Raw genomic sequence first — 17,510 nt, 5'->3', positions numbered from 1 at the left:
ATTTATTTTGTAAAGAGCGCATGAAAGATCATGTTTTATTGATGATTTCTCCATATTTAGGACAAGTAACCACCAGATAATCTGATCTTTTCTAGCGATATAAATATGAATAATTTTAGGAAATAAAAAAGCCACCCGAAAGTGGCTTTTTAAAATGATTTAGCGGCTAATTACAGACCGTTAAATTCATCGCTGAATGCTTGGCTCAACGCCTGGTCTACATCAGAGAAGTCATTGTGCAATTCAAATTCTGCAGCTTCTGCTTCCTGACGACGACGTTCTAAGTGGTAAGCCAGACCTGTACCCGCTGGGATCAGACGACCGACAACTACGTTTTCTTTCAGACCGCGCAGATCATCTTCTTTACCTGTTACAGCCGCTTCAGTTAACACACGAGTGGTTTCCTGGAACGATGCAGCAGAGATGAACGAGTCAGTAGAAAGCGACGCTTTGGTAATACCCATCAATTGACGTTCAAACTTCGCAGGGAACTTGTTCTGCGCAAGAACAGCTTGGTTCTCTTGCATCACACGGATGTAATCCACTTGTTCACCTTTGATGAAGCTTGTATCGCCACCGTCAGTGATGTCCACTTTACGCAGCATCTGACGTACGATCACTTCAATATGCTTATCGTTGATTTTTACACCTTGCAGACGGTAAACGTCCTGAACTTCGTTCACGATGTAGTTAGTCAACGCCACTTCACCTTTCAGACGTAAGATGTCATGCGGGTTCTGTGGACCATCAGAAATAGTTTCACCACGGTTCACATGTTCGCCTTCGAACACGTTAATGGTACGCCATTTCGGAATCAGCTCTTCGTAGATCTCAGAACCATCATCCGGAGTAATCACCAGACGGTTTTTACCTTTGGTCTCTTTACCGAAGCTTACAACACCTGACACTTCTGCAAGGATTGCGTGTTCTTTCGGTTTACGCGCTTCGAACAAGTCAGCAACACGTGGCAGACCACCGGTAATATCACGAGTACGTGAAGATTCTTGTGGTACACGACCAATTACGTCACCCACACCAATTGTTTCGCCATCACGGACAGAAAGAATAGTGTTTTGTGGCAAGAAGTAGAACTGTTCGCCGCCATCTACTGTGTCAAGCACAACAGCTGGACGTAAATCTTTACCAGAAGCAGGACGTGCTGTTACAGGCAAGATTTCAACAGTGGTCATACCCGTTGCATCATCAGTTTTCGATGTTGCAGTTACACCATCAGCGATCTGGCTGAAGCGAACTTTACCGGCAACTTCTGTTACCAGTGGATGTGTATGCGGATCCCAAGTCGCTACGATACCGCCTGCTTCTACAGCTTCACCATCTTTCAGCAAGATAGACGCACCGTATGGCAGTTTGTAACGTTCACGTTCACGGCCTAAGTCATCTGCAATACCGATTTCACCTGAACGTGAAGTTGATACCAAGTGACCTTTGGCATGTTGTACAGTTTTTACGTTATGGAAACGTACAGTACCTTTATTACGAACTTGTACGCTGTTTGCAGCAGAAGTTCGGCTCGCAGCACCACCTACGTGGAAGGTACGCATGGTTAACTGTGTACCCGGCTCACCAATTGACTGAGCAGCCATAACACCCACAGATTCACCTGGGTTTACCAAGTGACCGCGTGCAAGGTCACGACCGTAACATTTCGCACAAACACCGAAAGTAGATTCACAAGATACCACTGAACGTACTTTAACTTCATCGACACCTTGCTCTTCCAGGTAGTTTGCAAGTTTTTCATCGATCAATGTGTTACGCGGCAGAATAACTTCTTCAGTACCCGCACGTTTCACATCTTCAGCAACTACACGACCCAGTACTCGAGTACCCAGGTTCTCGATCACGTCGCCGCCTTGAATGAACGGAGTCATGACAAGACCAGACAACGTACCACAATCCGGCTCAGTGATAACCAAGTCTTGCGCAACGTCTACCAGACGACGAGTCAGGTAACCAGAGTTCGCTGTTTTCAGTGCTGTATCGGCCAAACCTTTACGCGCACCGTGTGTTGAAATGAAGTACTGAAGTACTGTCAAACCTTCACGGAAGTTCGCTTTAATTGGTGTCTCAATGATCGAACCATCCGGTTTCGCCATCAGACCACGCATACCAGCCAACTGACGAATCTGAGCTGCAGAACCACGGGCACCAGAGTCAGACATCATGTAGATGCTGTTGAATGATTTCTGTTTCTCGTCTTCACCCTGTTTGTTCTTAACAGTTGTGAATGACAAGTTGTCCATCATCGCTTTCGCTACCTGGTCGTTAGTACGCGCCCAGATATCGACCACTTTGTTATAACGTTCGCCGGCAGTTACGAAACCTTGTTCGAACTGTTGTTCAATTTCACGAACTTCAGCTTCGGCTTTACCGATAATCGCTTGTTTTTGTGGTGGAATGACCATGTCTTCCATACCAACAGAAACACCAGAACGAGTCGCTTGGCGGAAGCCAAGGTACATCAATTGGTCCGCGAAGATAACAGTGTCTTTCAGACCCAGTTTACGGTAGCAAGAGTTGATTAACTTAGAGATGTTCTTTTTAGTCATCTCAACGTTAATTTGCTGGAAGTCCATACCTTCAGGCACAACTTCCCAAAGCAGACAGCGACCAGGAGTCGTATCTACGATAATCGTTTGCTGTTCACGTTCGCCGTTTTCGTTGATCACGGTTTGGTGTACACGTGCTTTCACGCGAGCGTGCATATCTACCTGACCAGTCGCAAGCGCACGGTTCACTTCGTCAGTATCCGCGAACACCATGCCTTCACCTTTGGCATTTACTGCATCACGAGTGATGTAGTAAAGACCCAAGACAACGTCCTGAGACGGTACGATGATTGGCTCACCGTTCGCTGGAGACAGAATGTTGTTAGTCGACATCATTAACGCACGAGCTTCTAACTGAGCTTCAAGTGTTAATGGTACGTGTACCGCCATTTGGTCACCGTCGAAGTCGGCGTTGAACGCAGCACATACGAGTGGGTGAAGACGGATCGCTTTACCTTCAATCAGAATAGGTTCAAATGCTTGAAGACCTAGACGGTGAAGGGTCGGCGCACGGTTCAACATCACTGGATGTTGACGGATGACTGATGCCAGTACGTCCCAAACTTCTGGAGTTTCGCGCTCAACCATTTTCTTCGCAGCTTTAATGGTTGTAGCCTGACCAGATGCTTGCAGTTTCGCAAAGATAAATGGCTTGAACAGTTCAAGCGCCATTTTCTTAGGAAGACCACATTGGTGTAAACGCAGGCTTGGACCTACGGTAATTACCGAACGACCAGAGTAATCGACACGTTTACCCAACAAGTTCTGACGGAAACGACCTTGTTTACCTTTGATCATATCTGCCAAAGATTTAAGCGGACGTTTGTTCGAACCTGTAATTGCACGACCACGACGACCGTTATCCAGCAATGCATCTACAGATTCTTGCAACATACGTTTTTCGTTACGTACGATGATATCTGGAGCCGCAAGGTCAAGAAGACGTTTCAAACGGTTGTTACGGTTGATCACACGACGGTAAAGGTCGTTCAGGTCAGAAGTCGCGAAACGACCACCTTCAAGTGGTACAAGCGGACGAAGATCTGGTGGAAGTACAGGAAGTACGTTCATCACCATCCATTCTGGCTTGTTGTTCGAATCGTTGAATGCTTCCATCAATTTCAGACGTTTAGAGGCTTTTTTAAGCTTAGTTTCTGAAGTTGTGTTAGGGATTTCTTCACGAAGACGCGCAATTTCAGCTTCAAGATCGATATCTTTAAGCAAGTCTTGAACCGCTTCTGCACCCATTTTCGCAGTGAATTCATCACCGTGTTCTTCTAACGCATTGAAGTATTCTTCATCGTTCAGAAGTTGGTATTTCTCAAATGGAGTCATACCTGGGTCAGTTACAACATAAGATTCGAAATACAATACGCGTTCGATATCACGTAGCGTCATATCTAATAAAAGACCGATACGGCTAGGCAATGATTTCAGGAACCAGATGTGCGCAACTGGAGAAGCCAGTTCGATGTGACCCATACGCTCACGACGAACTTTCGCAGTTGTTACTTCAACGCCACATTTTTCACAAATGACGCCTTTGTATTTCATACGCTTGTATTTACCACACAAGCATTCGTAATCTTTTACTGGACCAAAGATTTTGGCACAGAATAAACCGTCACGTTCTGGTTTGAACGTACGGTAGTTAATGGTTTCTGGCTTTTTAACTTCACCATGAGACCACGACTTAATCATTTCTGGTGACGCAAGACCAATACGGATGCGATCAAACTCTACAGGAGCATGACCGTCGGAATCCGTCTTTTTGCGCATGATATCGAGCAAGTCTTTCAATTTTTTTCTCCGTGTGTCGAGGAGATTTTCACTTCCCGACTGGGTCACAAATATTGTTTTTTACTGAAATTCGGGAATCTCAAGAATCCCCCTAAATCCCCCTTTATAAAGGGGGATTTTCTCCCCTCTTTCTTAAAGAGGGGTCGGGGGAGATTTCTTAGTCACCATTTTTCAGTTCAATGTTGATACCTAAAGAACGGATCTCTTTGGTCAATACGTTGAACGATTCAGGCATACCTGGGTCCATATAATGGTTACCATCTACAATGTTCTTATAGATACGGGTACGGCCTTCAACGTCATCCGACTTCACAGTAAGCATTTCTTGAAGCGTATATGCTGCACCGTATGCTTCCAGTGCCCAGACTTCCATCTCACCGAAACGCTGACCACCGAATTGTGCTTTACCACCAAGCGGCTGTTGCGTTACTAGAGAGTAAGAACCAGTAGAACGCGCATGCATCTTGTCGTCAACCAAGTGGTTCAGTTTCAGCATGTACATGTAACCTACAGTTACAGGACGGTCGAAACGTTCACCAGTACGGCCATCATACAATACAGTTTGACCCGTACGTGACAAGCCAGCAAGCTCAAGTAATTCTTTGATCTGACCTTCTTCAGCACCATCAAATACTGGAGTTGCCAGAGGAACACCTTTACGCAAGTTACCAGACAGTTTCAAGATTTCTTCATCAGTCAGGCTGTCAAGATCTTCTTGCTGACCGCCAACCTTATTATAAATCTTGTCTAGGAAATCACGCAGTTCAAGAACTGTACGCTGTTCTTTCAGCATCTTATCGATTTGATCGCCAAGACCTTTAGCAGCCATACCCAAGTGAGTTTCCAGAATCTGACCGACGTTCATACGTGATGGTACACCGAGCGGGTTCAGTACGATATCTACTGGTACACCATTGGCATCGTGCGGCATGTCTTCAACAGGCAGGATGTTAGAAACTACACCCTTGTTACCGTGACGACCCGCCATCTTATCACCAGGCTGGATACGACGTTTAACGGCCAGGTAAACCTTAACAACTTTCAATACGCCAGTTGTCAGTTCGTCACCTGTAGAAAGTTTGCGTTTTTTCTCAGCAAATTTCTCATCAATTTCAAGGCTCTTCTCTTTTAAGAACACTTGAATTTGAGTTAAACGTTCAGCAATTGCTTCATCACTTGGTTGGATATCAAGCAGATCAACCAGCTCTAAACCCGATAACAATTCTTCAGACAGTTTGTCACCGCGTTTAGTAGTACCGCCACCGTTAGATTCCTGACCTTTCAACAGACGGACAATACGTTCGCGTGCTGCTTCTTCGAAGATTTTGTATTCTTCTTTCAAGTCTTTACGGTAAGCATCAAGCTGAGCTTTTTCAATTGCCTGAGCACGTTCGTCTTTCTCAAGACCGTCACGTGTAAACACTTGAACGTCGATCACAGTACCTTTAGTACCCGATGGAACACGTAAAGAAGAGTCTTTTACGTCAGCCGCTTTTTCACCGAAGATTGCACGAAGCAGTTTTTCTTCAGGAGTTAACTGAGTTTCACCTTTAGGCGTTACTTTACCTACCAGGATGTCACCCGCGGTCACTTCAGCACCGATGTAAACGATACCTGACTCGTCCAGTTTAGAAAGCGCTGCTTCACCCACGTTCGGGATATCGGCAGTAATTTCTTCAGCACCCAGTTTGGTATCACGTGCAACACATGAAAGTTCCTGGATGTGAATAGACGTTAAACGGTCTTCTTGAAGAACACGCTCAGATAACAAGATCGAGTCTTCGTAGTTGTAACCGTTCCAAGTCATGAACGCTACACGCATGTTTTGACCCAATGCTAGCTCACCACCATCAGTTGATGGACCGTCAGCCAGAACGTCGCCACGACCTACTTTATCGCCCAGGTTCACAAGAACTTTCTGGTTGATACAAGTGTTCTGGTTAGAACGTGTGTATTTGATCAGGTTATAGATATCTACACCTGCTTCGCCTGCAACCATTTCGTCTTCGTTGACACGAATCACGACACGCGAAGCGTCAACAAATTCAATACGACCACCACGTTTCGCGATTACACATACACCAGAGTCATGTGCTACGTTCGCTTCCATACCGGTACCAACCAGTGGTTTGTCAGCGATTAACGTAGGAACAGCCTGACGTTGCATGTTCGAACCCATCAATGCACGGTTGGCGTCATCGTGCTCAAGGAACGGAATCAGTGATGCTGCTACAGATACAACCTGTTGAGCAGATACGTCCATATGCGTCACTTTTTCAGGAGGCATACGTACGAATTCACCTTGGTGACGTACAGAAACGAATTCTTCAGACAGGTTGCCGTCTTTATCTACTGCAGAGTCGGCCTGTGCAATCACAGTACCTACTTCTTCAATCGCAGACAGGTATTCAACGTCATCAGTTACGCGGCCATCAACCACTTTACGGTATGGAGTTTCCAGGAAACCGAAGTTGTTACATTTGGCGTAAACAGACAGAGAGTTGATCAAACCAATGTTTGGACCCTCAGGAGTCTCAATTGGACATACACGACCATAGTGAGTTTGATGTACGTCACGTACTTCGAAGCCCGCACGTTCACGAGTCAAACCACCAGGCCCAAGTGCTGATACACGACGCTTGTGGGTAATTTCAGATAACGGGTTGTTTTGGTCCATGAACTGAGACAACTGGCTTGAACCAAAGAATTCTTTGATTGCAGCAGCCACTGGCTTCGCATTGATCAGGTCTTGCGGAGACAGATTATCAGTTTCAGCTTGAGACAAACGTTCTTTAACAGCACGTTCTACACGAACCAGACCTACACGGAATTGGTTCTCAGTCATTTCACCCACAGAACGAACACGACGGTTACCCAAGTGGTCGATATCGTCGACTTCACCTTTACCGTTACGGATTTCTACTAATGTTTTTAATACATCAGTGATATCTTCATTCGAGAGAATGCCTTCAACTTCGCGTGACTTCTGATCAGTACCCACTTCGTAAGGACGACCCAAACGACGGTTGAACTTCATACGGCCGACTGGAGACAGATCATAACGCTCAGAAGAGAAGAACAGGTTGTTGAACAGGTTCTCAGCAGCTTCTTTTGTTGGTGGCTCACCTGGACGCATGACTTTGTAGATTTCTACAAGTGCTTCATCACGGCTTACTGTGGTATCAGCACGTAATGTATCCGCAATGAATGGACCACGGTCGATATCGTTAGTGAACAGGATGTTGAACTGTTTCACGCCGCCTTCTGCAATTTTCACCATAATTTCATGGCTTAGAACAGTATTGGCTGCAATCACATCACCATCTTTCAGTGGGATGTCTTCAGCAGTGATACGTTCGTACAGGTATTCATCAGGAACAGAAAGCTTCTCAAGACCAGATGCTTCCATTTGACGTACATGACGTGCGTTAATACGTTTACCTTGTTCAACAATGACTTTGCCGTCTTTGTCAGCAATGTCGAACTGTGCCATTTCGCCGCGCAGGCGCTCTGGAACAAGGTCAATCTGGTAGCTACCCATGTCCAGATACACAGGTACTTTCTCGTAGAACATGTCGAGAATTTGTTCGTTGGCATAACCCAGCGCACGAAGCACCACAGTCGCAAGCAATTTACGACGACGGTCAATACGTACGTAGACCAGGTCTTTGGCATCGAATTCAAAGTCTAACCATGAACCACGGTAAGGAATGATACGAGCTGAATAAAGGACTTTACCGCTTGAGTGAGTTTTGCCTTTATCGTGGTCAAAGAATACGCCCGGTGAACGGTGCAATTGCGATACGATTACACGCTCGGTACCGTTAATGACGAAAGTACCGTTGTCTGTCATAAGCGGCATTTCGCCCATGTAGACTTCTTGTTCACGTACGTCTTTGATTGATTTAGTTTCGCGATCTTTCAGGATCAAACGAATTTTTACGCGCATTGGTGCTGCATAAGTTGAGCCACGAAGGATACATTCGCGTACATCAAACTCAGGCTTACCAAGACTATACTCAACGAATTCTAAAGCAGCATTGCCAGAATAACTTTCAATAGGAAAAACTGAACGAAATGCGGCTTGGAGACCGATATCTTCGCGGTTTTTTGGTGATTTGCCATCTTGTAAGAATGTTCTGTACGAGTCGACTTGAATCGCGAGCAGGTACGGAGCATCCATGACGCTAGGCAATTTACCAAAATTCTTACGGATCCGTTTCTTTTCGGTATATGAGTATGCCATCTGGAGTCCTCGGAAAGTGTAAACCAAGCCCGCCTGCAGAACGGGCTCAGAAGGAATTACGCTGGCCGATATGGCCACCACTCTTTACAAATGCTGCAATTTTTAGTGGTATTAAAACGCTTAACAATATTTTTTTAATGAAAAATATTGGTAAGCGTTTGTTCATTATGTTTATTTTTAATTTGTATGAATTTTATATCATGCAAACAAAAATCGAGCCGATTATTGTAACGCAAAAAGGCTGATGACCCAAGAGCCATCAGCCAATTTTTGGAGCCGATTATAAAAAAACCGGCTCCTTTAAGAAATTACTTAAGAGTAACTGTAGCACCAGCTTCTTCAAGTTTTTTCTTAAGCTCTTCGCCTTCTTCTTTAGAAACGCCTTCTTTAAGAACTGTAGGTGCGCCTTCAACCATGTCTTTAGCTTCTTTCAAGCCAAGACCAGTAGCTTCACGAACTGCTTTAATTACAGCAACTTTGTTACCACCGAAAGAAGTCAACTCAACGTTGAATTCTGATTGTTCTTCAGCAGCAGCAGCAGCGCCAGGAGCAGCAGCAACAGCAACAGCAGCAGCAGATACGTTGAATTTCTCTTCGAAAGCAGAGATTAGTTCAACAAGTTCAAGAACAGTTTTTTCTGCAACTGCGTTTAGGATTTCTTCGTTAGTTAAAGCCATGAGAATAACTCCAAATGGAAATTGAATGGTGTGGAAATAAATTTAAGCTTATGCAGCTTCTGACTCGTTTTTCTCTTTGAGCGCAGTAATAAGGCGACCCAATTTCGAAATAGGAGCTTGAAGAACGTTTGCAAGCATAGTAAGCGCTTTTTCTTGGTTCGGAAGGTTCGCGATTACGCTAACTTCAGCACCTTCGTAAACTTTGCCATCAAATGCAGCAGCTTTAAGTTCGAATGCTTTGTTAGTTTTTGCGAATTCTTCGAACAAGCGTGCAGCTGCACCCATGTCGTCTTCAGAAGTCGAGAAAGCTAAGATTGTTGGGCCAACAAGGCTGTCGTTCAAGATATTGAATTGAGTATCTTGAAGAGCGCGTTTAGCCAGAGTGTTACGCACGATACGTGTTTTAACACCTAGTTTACGAGCTTCAACACGAAGAGCAGTTAATTGCTCAACTGTTAAACCTTGGTAGTCAGCAACAACAGCGGCAAATGCAGTAGAAGCAATTTCACTTACTTCAGCTACGATCTGTTTTTTGCCTTCAATAAGAAGAGCCATTGTAAAACCTCCTAACGGTGATTTATGTGCCTGATCACAAGCACACTCCCAATTCGTGAATTCATCTCTGAAATCACACGCGGAGGATGAACAAATCACACCACCGCGTCTACGCAGGCTGGAGTATTAAGAGGAAAGCATAAAACTCCCCTCGCCTGAGGTCTTTGACGCTGATAAATTTACATTTATCAATTCAAAGTCTGCCTAAGTTCGCAAGTAGTCCGAAACCGGTTTCTTCTTGCGTAAGTTTTAAAGCAGTGCTTTAAAACTTACTCAGGGCTTTAAAATTCTGTATAAGTTTATAACTTATTTAGAAACGTTTGCTACATCAACGATCAGACCAGGACCCATAGTAGAGCTTAGAGTGATCTTTTGAATGTAAACACCTTTAGAAGTAGCAGGTTTTGCTTTCTTAAGGTCAGCTACAAGAGCTTCAACGTTTTGACGAACAGCTTCAGCAGAGAAACCTACTTGACCGATCGCAGCGTGGATAATACCTGCTTTGTCTACACGGTAACGCGCTTGACCAGCTTTTGCATTTTTAACTGCAGTCGCAACGTCAGGAGTTACAGTACCCACTTTAGGGTTTGGCATTAAGCCACGTGGACCAAGAATCGTACCCAGTTTACCAACAACGCGCATTGCATCAGGAGCAGCAATCACTACGTCGAAGTCAAGGTTTCCGCCTTGGATGCTTTCAGCAAGATCGTCGAAACCAACAACGTCTGCACCAGCTTCTTTCGCAGCTTCAGCAGCAGCGCCTTGAGCAAATACAGCTACGCGTACAGTTTTACCAGTACCTGCAGGAAGAGTAGTCGCACCACGAACAACCTGATCAGATTTACGAGGGTCAACACCCAGGTTTACAGCGATGTCCAAAGATTCTTTGAATTTCGCAGCTGGAAGGCTAGTAAGAACTTCTACAGCTTCTTCTAAAGTGTAAACTTTCTGTGCTTCTACAGCAGCAGCAATGGCTTTTTGACGTTTAGTTAACTTTGCCATGTCTTATAGCTCCACTTCCAAGCCCATAGAACGTGCAGAACCAGCGATGGTACGTACACGCGCGTCTAAATCAGCACCAGTTAAGTCTGGTTCTTTAGTAGTCGCGATTTCTTCCAATTGAGCACGAGTCAACTTACCAACTTTAGTTTTGTTAGGTACAGAAGAACCCTTTTGGATACCAGCAGCTTTCTTAAGAAGAACAGCAGCAGGTGGAGTTTTCATGATGAATGTGAACGACTTGTCGTTGTACACAGTGATCACGACTGGAATTGGTAGACCAGCTTCAACTTTTTGTGTAGCAGCATTGAATTCTTTACAGAATGCCATGATGTTAACACCACGTTGACCTAGTGCAGGACCAATCGGTGGAGATGGATTCGCTTTACCAGCTGGAACTTGCAGCTTGATATAGCCGTCAATCTTCTTAGCCATTTCAAATTACCTCTGGGTGCAAACGCCGTTAGGCTCCCCAATGATTTCAAGTAACGATACCGTTACAACAACAATGCCTGATTTGCACGCAAATCAGGCGTTTTCAACCCGAACAAATTAAACTGTTTTTTCGACTTGGCGAAATTCCAGTTCAACCTGAGTTGGTCGGTTAAATACGTTAATCGTCAGCGTTAAGCGTGACTTGTCGTAAAGCACTTCTTCCACTACACCTTTAAAGTCAGTGAATGGACCGTCAATTACGAGTAATTCTTCACCTGGTTCAAACATGGTCTTAGGACGCGGTGCTTCACCAGTATTGCGTACACGTGCAAGAATTGCATCAGCTTCTTTTTGCGTAATTGGAGCCGGTTTTTCAGCCGTACCACCAATAAAACCAAGCACTTTTGGACACTCTTTCACGATGTGCCAAGTGTCATCGTTCATTTCCATTTCGACTAATACATAACCAGGAAAGAACTTACGCTCTGATTTACGCTTCTTGCCATCCTTCATTTCTACCACTTCTTCGGTAGGAACAAGGACTTCACCAAAGCTATCGGCAACAGCGCTACGCTGGATTCGATCATTAAGCGAACGCATCACTTGTTTTTCATAACCTGAATAGGCATGAATAATGTACCAACGTTTCATAGCTCTCTTACCCGATAATAAACTTCATTAACCAGCCTAAAACATAGTCAAAGCACCATAGAACAATGGCTGCAATCACTACAACAGCAAGGACTTGCCAAGATGTGGTCACAGTCTCTTGTTTGGTAGGCCAGGTCACTCGACGTAACTCGATTCGTGCATCCTTAAGAAGACGAACAAAGCCTTTGCCTTGATGGGTGGCGTATAATAAACCGAATGCCACAACGATACAAGCCAAAATTACCCCAACGCGCACCCAAATATCATTCGCAGGCGCCCAGTATGCAGGTAAATATTGGTTTACCATCATAGCACCGACCAATAAAATCAAGGCGATAACCCATAGAACAATGTCTAATGGAGAACCAGAACTTACATCTACAGCAGGATTATTTCTTTGAGGAATTGCCGCTTCGCTTAATGCGTCGCGTGATTTATCATTCGACATTTTTGTACTCGTCGTAGGTTTCGCGACTTATTATATGACCAGTTTTGCCGACATCAAGCGTCTTTTGAAAAAACTTGGCAGGCCAGGAGGGACTCGAACCCCCAACATTCGGTTTTGGAGACCGACGCTCTACCAATTGAACTACTGGCCTGTAGATAAACTGGAGCCGAAACTCCAGCTTATTTTCTATTCTATGATTATGCAGTTACTTTAGCAACTACACCAGCACCAACTGTACGACCACCCTCACGGATCGCAAAACGTAGACCTGGGTCCATTGCGATTGGGTGGATCAGTTCTACTGACATTTCTACGTTGTCACCAGGCATAACCATTTCAACGCCTTCTTTCAAAGAAATCGCGCCAGTTACGTCAGTTGTACGGAAGTAGAACTGTGGACGGTAACCGTTAAGGAATGGAGTATGACGACCACCTTCGTCTTTAGAAAGTACGTATACTTCTGCATCGAATTTAGTGTGCGGTTTGATAGAACCTGGTTTAGCAAGTACTTGACCACGTTGTACGTCTTCACGTTTAGTACCACGAAGCAAGATACCACAGTTCTCACCAGCACGACCTTCGTCAAGAAGTTTACGGAACATTTCAACGCCAGTTACAGTAGTCTTAACTGTGTCTTTGATACCCACGATTTCAACTTCTTCACCAACTTTGATGACACCAGTTTCAACACGGCCAGTTACAACTGTACCACGACCAGAAATTGAGAATACGTCTTCGATTGGCATCAGGAATGCTTGGTCGATTGCACGTTCTGGTTCTGGGATGTAAGAGTCAAGAGCTTCAACAAGCGCAACTACTGCTGGCTCGCCGTATTGGCTGTCATCACCATTAAGTGCAAGAAGAGCAGAACCACGGATTACAGGAGTATCATCACCTGGGAAGTCGTAAGTAGAAAGAAGTTCACGAACTTCCATTTCAACCAGTTCAAGAAGCTCTTCGTCGTCTACAAGGTCGCATTTGTTCAAGAATACAACGATGTAAGGTACACCTACCTGACGAGAAAGCAGGATGTGTTCACGAGTTTGTGGCATTGGACCGTCAGTCGCAGCACATACAAGGATCGCGCCGTCCATCTGAGCAGCACCAGTAATCATGTTTTTAACATAATCGGCGTGGCCCGGGCAGTCTACGTGAGCGTAGTGACGAGTTGGAGAATCGTATTCTACGTGTGAAGTATTAATTGTAATACCACGTGCTTTTTCTTCTGGTGCAGAGTCGATTGCAGCGTAGTCTTTCGCTTCACCACCGAATTTTTTAGCACATACAGTTGCAATCGCAGCTGTTAAAGTTGTTTTACCATGGTCAACGTGACCGATTGTGCCCACGTTAACGTGTGGCTTATTACGTTCAAACTTAGCCTTAGCCATGTTAATCTTCCTCGTTTACGTCGAACACAATTCTGAGTAAAACCCAGCTCCGACATATCGTTTAAAAAAAATCAAACACCAAATACTTGAAAAGCAGACTAAATAGCCTGCTTTTGAAATATTTTTGCAACCACGTTGCCAAACTGTAATCTGGAGCTCTTATCGAGATTTGAACTCGAGACCTCTCCCTTACCAAGGGAGTGCTCTACCACTGAGCTATAAGAGCAAATATTAGCACTTCAAACAATGGAGCGGGAGACGAGGATCGAACTCGCGACATGCAGCTTGGAAGGCTGCCGCTCTACCAACTGAGCTACTCCCGCACGATGTTGGTACTTACCACTTTGAAGTCTTAAAATTGGTGGTGAGGGAAGGATTCGAACCTTCGAAACTTTCGTAGCGGAGTTACAGTCCGCCCCCTTTGACCGCTCGGGAACCTCACCATTTTTACACTTACATCAGTGTCGTTCTTTACTTCGCACTCCAAACTCTCTAAGATGGTGCCGGCACACGGATTCGAACTGTGGACCTACTGATTACAAGTCAGTTGCTCTACCAACTGAGCTATGCCGGCGTTTCTTAGTGTTTCGTACGTTTCGTATCGGAACGGTGTGCAGTTTAGCAAAACTCAGAATCCATGCAAGTGTTTTTTTCAAAAAAAACGCCAAAAACTCACAAAATCAATCCGTTTGATGATAATTCAACCGCTTTGATCACTGCACGAGCTTTTATTTGGGTTTCATTCCATTCTGACTCAGGATTTGAGTCCGCAACCAGCCCTGCTCCAGCCTGAACATAGACCTTATTTTCACGAATCACGCAGGTACGAATGGCAATCGACATGTCCATTTCACCATGCCAGCCTAAATAACCAACAGCGCCGCCAAAAATTCCGCGTTTCACTGGCTCAACTTCGTCAATAATTTCCATGGCACGGATTTTTGGTGCACCAGAAAGTGTTCCAGCCGGGAAAGTTGCCTTAAAAACATCCAGCGCATCCACATCATCCTGCACTTCACCTTGTACATTCGACACAATGTGCATCACATGCGAGTAACGTTCGATCACCATTTGATCAGTGACTTGCACTTTACCGATTTTGGATACTCGACCGACATCATTTCGGCCTAAGTCAATCAGCATTAAGTGCTCGGCAATTTCTTTTTCATCAGACAGTAAATCTTTTTCCAGTGCCAGATCTTCTTCCTTGGTCTTGCCACGTGGACGCGTACCCGCCAGTGGACGAACAGTCGCAATGCCATTTTCCAGACGTGACAGAATTTCAGGTGAAGAGCCGACAATATGGAACGGCGTATTGTCTTCTAGGGTCTGCCCTTGCACGAGGAACAGGTAAGGTGATGGATTAAGATGACGTAATGCGCGATAGACCTGTAAAGGCTCACCATCGAAATCAGAAACCATACGATGGCCTGGAACGACCTGCATCACATCTCCGGCACGGATGTATTCTTTGACCTTTTCAATAGAGGCAATGAAGTTGTCATGCCCAGTTAAAGACTCAAAATGCGGTGCTGTATGTTTTTCTGCTTTCAGGCTTACCGGTGTCGCCAGAATATTTTCCAGCTCATCCAGCTGCTGCTGCGCTTTTTCATAAGCCGCCGGATCAGCTGCATCGGCATGTACAATCAGGAATAGGGTATCTTTCAGGTTATCAAATACGATGACCGTCTTGGACAGCATCATCCAGATATCTGGCAAGCCTACAGGGTCGGCTTCAGGCACATTTTTTAGCTTAGGTTCGATATAACGTACTGAGTCATAACCAAAGTAACCGACAAGACCACCGGTAAAGCTTGGTAAGGCTGGAAGTTCTGCCTGGGTCGGTACTTTAAACTGTGCCTGAAAGTCACGGATATACTGGAATGGATCGGCACAGTGCTGTTTTTCAATAGAGCCATCTGGATGTTGAACAGTAAGTTCACCCGCATTACAGGAGAATACAGTGGATTCACCCAGACCGATAATTGAATAGCGCGCCCAGTTTTCTCCCCCTTCCACAGATTCGAACAGATAAGCCTGTTGGTGCTGTTTTAGACGGGCAAAGATAGATAAAGGAGTATCCGTATCGGCCAGACGCTGACGGTATACAGGAATCAGGTTATAGCCTTGAGATGCAAGTTGCTGGAATTGAGCTGAAGTTGTCATTCGGTTTTTCTCTTTAAATTGGGGTTACTCAGTATGAAAATGGAATTGAACTGAGCGACGCCATCGAAAAACCTTACAACTATTCATCTTATTTCCTTCGTACCCTATTTAAGCAAGCAACTCACGTAGATCATCGACAATTTCTTGAGGATCACAGTCTGCTATATTTTCACCATGATTATAGCCATAGCTGACTACAATACAATCTATACCCGCACGGCGTGCAGCTTCAATGTCATTGACCGAATCACCAATCATCAGTATCTGATCTTTGGTCACGCCATAATGTTCTACACAATGCAACAACTGACGCGGATCTGGCTTACGCTCGGCAAAGCGATCACCACCAATCGTGTCATCAAAGTATTGCGCCATTTCCAGAATATCCAGAATACTGCGTGCCGGTTCTTCTGGTTTATTGGTCACACAGATCAGTTTTTTATCGTTAGCCTTACCCCATTCCAGAAACTCGATAATTCCGTCAAATGGCTTGGTATCTACACAAGGATCGGCATTATAAATTTCCAGGAACGTCGCAAGTAATTCCTGATGCTGGGCGGGTAATACTTCTCCCACCAAATGCTGGAGTACGCTTTCACAGAACTTGGACGTTCCTTTACCGATCCACACCCGTACCTGCTCCTCAGTCACCAGGGGTAGCTGCAAGACATTCAGGCTCATATTCATGGCTCGATACAGATCATGGGCTGAATCCACCAAGGTACCATCCAGATCGAATAAAATCAGCTTACGTTGTTCCAGTTGTGCAATTGACATCCTGCCCCTCATTTTCTTTATTTGCAGCCATAAAAAAGGCATGCGTGATGCATGCCTCGATTGTAACCAATCATGGGCTTATTTAAACAACACCCAGGCGATAATCGCCAAAATAATCAGAACGATTAGTGAAATCAGTCCAATAGATGCATTTTTCTGTGCTTCTTTTTCCTGCTCTACACGAGAAACAGGCTGTTCCACCGGAATCGGTGCGGGTTCTGGCTTAACCGAGCTCAGGTCTACCCCTTCAGCAATAGGCGCAGGTTTTGGAATACCGACATTGGTCGGCATACCATCACGGGTCAAGTTGACTGAAGCATCACGCTCTTTCAATTCTGGAATGCCCTGCTCATTCATCTGCTGGGCAGGAGTTTTCTCAACCGTTTCGATTTCTTCAACCACTTGCTCTGCTGTTTCTTCAACTTCTGGCGCCACTTCAACAGGAGCTACAGGTTCAAGAACCAGAAATTTCAAGCTGGCAAACTGGACCACATCATCCTGCTTTAACTGCGTTTCCTGCTCAATACGTAAATCATTCACAAAAGTGCCATTAGATGAGCCTAGATCCTGTACCCACAGTGCATCGTCTTTCAGCAGAAAAGCAGCATGCTTACGCGAGATTTCCGCGGCCTGCAACACAATATCAGCTGCCTGATGACGCCCCACCAGCATGTCACGGTCGATCGCTATTTCCTGTCCAGTCAAATCATCGGTAATTGCCTGTATTTTCCAAGTCATGAAATCTACTTCTCTATTCTCTTTGACATTATCATAACATGCTGTATGCAAATGCGAATG

General features: G+C 45.0%; 13 protein-coding genes and 5 tRNA genes. 1 reads left to right on the top strand and 17 read right to left on the bottom strand.

Annotation, left to right across the window (positions count from 1 at the left end; all coding sequences use genetic code 11):
- Window positions 1-170: 170 nt before the first annotated feature.
- Both rpoC and rpoB read right to left on the bottom strand, forming a co-directional pair.
- Window positions 171-4,370 (bottom strand): DNA-directed RNA polymerase subunit beta', encoded by a 4,200-nt coding sequence (gene rpoC, locus FTV25_RS01035; RefSeq protein WP_004781676.1) that lies wholly within the window; start codon window positions 4,368-4,370, stop codon window positions 171-173.
- A 157-nt stretch (window positions 4,371-4,527) separates the two neighbouring features.
- Window positions 4,528-8,616: a DNA-directed RNA polymerase subunit beta gene (gene rpoB, locus FTV25_RS01030; RefSeq protein WP_004781674.1), complete on the bottom strand. Its 4,089-nt coding sequence runs from the start codon at window positions 8,614-8,616 to the stop codon at window positions 4,528-4,530.
- Between rpoB and FTV25_RS01025 the strand changes: the two genes are divergently transcribed.
- Window positions 8,610-8,861 (top strand): hypothetical protein, encoded by a 252-nt coding sequence (locus FTV25_RS01025; protein ID WP_034170979.1) that lies wholly within the window; start codon window positions 8,610-8,612, stop codon window positions 8,859-8,861. The genes rpoB and FTV25_RS01025 overlap by 7 nt on opposite strands.
- Before the next feature lie 63 nt (window positions 8,862-8,924).
- On the opposite strand, the gene rplL is transcribed toward FTV25_RS01025, so the two are convergent.
- From rplL to FTV25_RS00950, 15 genes are all read right to left on the bottom strand, one after another.
- Window positions 8,925-9,293, bottom strand: a complete 369-nt coding sequence (rplL, locus tag FTV25_RS01020) for a 50S ribosomal protein L7/L12 (protein WP_159123444.1) — start codon at window positions 9,291-9,293, stop codon at window positions 8,925-8,927.
- A 48-nt stretch (window positions 9,294-9,341) separates the two neighbouring features.
- Complete coding sequence (rplJ, locus tag FTV25_RS01015) at window positions 9,342-9,848, bottom strand: 50S ribosomal protein L10 (protein WP_004781671.1); 507 nt, start codon at window positions 9,846-9,848, stop codon at window positions 9,342-9,344.
- Between the two features lie 306 nt (window positions 9,849-10,154).
- Window positions 10,155-10,850, bottom strand: coding sequence for a 50S ribosomal protein L1 (rplA, locus tag FTV25_RS01010; protein ID WP_004781669.1), 696 nt, complete (start codon window positions 10,848-10,850; stop codon window positions 10,155-10,157).
- A 3-nt stretch (window positions 10,851-10,853) separates the two neighbouring features.
- On the bottom strand, window positions 10,854-11,282 hold the full coding sequence (gene rplK, locus FTV25_RS01005) for a 50S ribosomal protein L11 (protein WP_004781668.1): 429 nt from the start codon (window positions 11,280-11,282) through the stop codon (window positions 10,854-10,856).
- A gap of 117 nt (window positions 11,283-11,399) precedes the next feature.
- Complete coding sequence (gene nusG, locus FTV25_RS01000; protein WP_005232530.1) at window positions 11,400-11,933, bottom strand: transcription termination/antitermination protein NusG; 534 nt, start codon at window positions 11,931-11,933, stop codon at window positions 11,400-11,402.
- Between the two features lie 7 nt (window positions 11,934-11,940).
- Window positions 11,941-12,381 carry a preprotein translocase subunit SecE gene (secE, locus tag FTV25_RS00995; RefSeq protein WP_179991968.1) on the bottom strand — a complete coding sequence of 147 codons (441 nt, stop codon included), beginning with the start codon at window positions 12,379-12,381 and terminating at the stop codon, window positions 11,941-11,943.
- 75 nt (window positions 12,382-12,456) lie between these two features.
- Window positions 12,457-12,532 (bottom strand) — tRNA-Trp (locus FTV25_RS00990).
- A gap of 46 nt (window positions 12,533-12,578) precedes the next feature.
- A complete protein-coding gene (gene tuf / locus FTV25_RS00985) occupies window positions 12,579-13,769 on the bottom strand; it encodes an elongation factor Tu (protein ID WP_180002526.1) in 1,191 nt (396 codons plus the stop codon).
- Between the two features lie 151 nt (window positions 13,770-13,920).
- Window positions 13,921-13,995: transfer RNA gene (locus FTV25_RS00980), tRNA-Thr, on the bottom strand.
- Between the two features lie 21 nt (window positions 13,996-14,016).
- Window positions 14,017-14,092: transfer RNA gene (locus FTV25_RS00975), tRNA-Gly, on the bottom strand.
- A gap of 36 nt (window positions 14,093-14,128) precedes the next feature.
- A tRNA-Tyr gene (locus FTV25_RS00970) sits at window positions 14,129-14,212 on the bottom strand.
- Window positions 14,213-14,267: 55 nt separating this feature from the next.
- Window positions 14,268-14,343 (bottom strand) — tRNA-Thr (locus tag FTV25_RS00965).
- Between the two features lie 98 nt (window positions 14,344-14,441).
- A complete protein-coding gene (gene trpE, locus FTV25_RS00960; protein WP_180002525.1) occupies window positions 14,442-15,935 on the bottom strand; it encodes an anthranilate synthase component I in 1,494 nt (497 codons plus the stop codon).
- A 108-nt stretch (window positions 15,936-16,043) separates the two neighbouring features.
- Window positions 16,044-16,712 (bottom strand): phosphoglycolate phosphatase, encoded by a 669-nt coding sequence (gene gph, locus FTV25_RS00955; RefSeq protein ID WP_180002524.1) that lies wholly within the window; start codon window positions 16,710-16,712, stop codon window positions 16,044-16,046.
- 78 nt (window positions 16,713-16,790) lie between these two features.
- Complete coding sequence (locus FTV25_RS00950; RefSeq protein WP_180002523.1) at window positions 16,791-17,450, bottom strand: FHA domain-containing protein; 660 nt, start codon at window positions 17,448-17,450, stop codon at window positions 16,791-16,793.
- Between the last annotated feature and the right edge of the window lie 60 nt (window positions 17,451-17,510).

Source organism: Acinetobacter sp. YH12249 (assembly GCF_013417475.1).
Classification (GTDB): domain Bacteria; phylum Pseudomonadota; class Gammaproteobacteria; order Pseudomonadales; family Moraxellaceae; genus Acinetobacter.
This window is presented reverse-complemented; position numbering and strand designations above follow the sequence as displayed.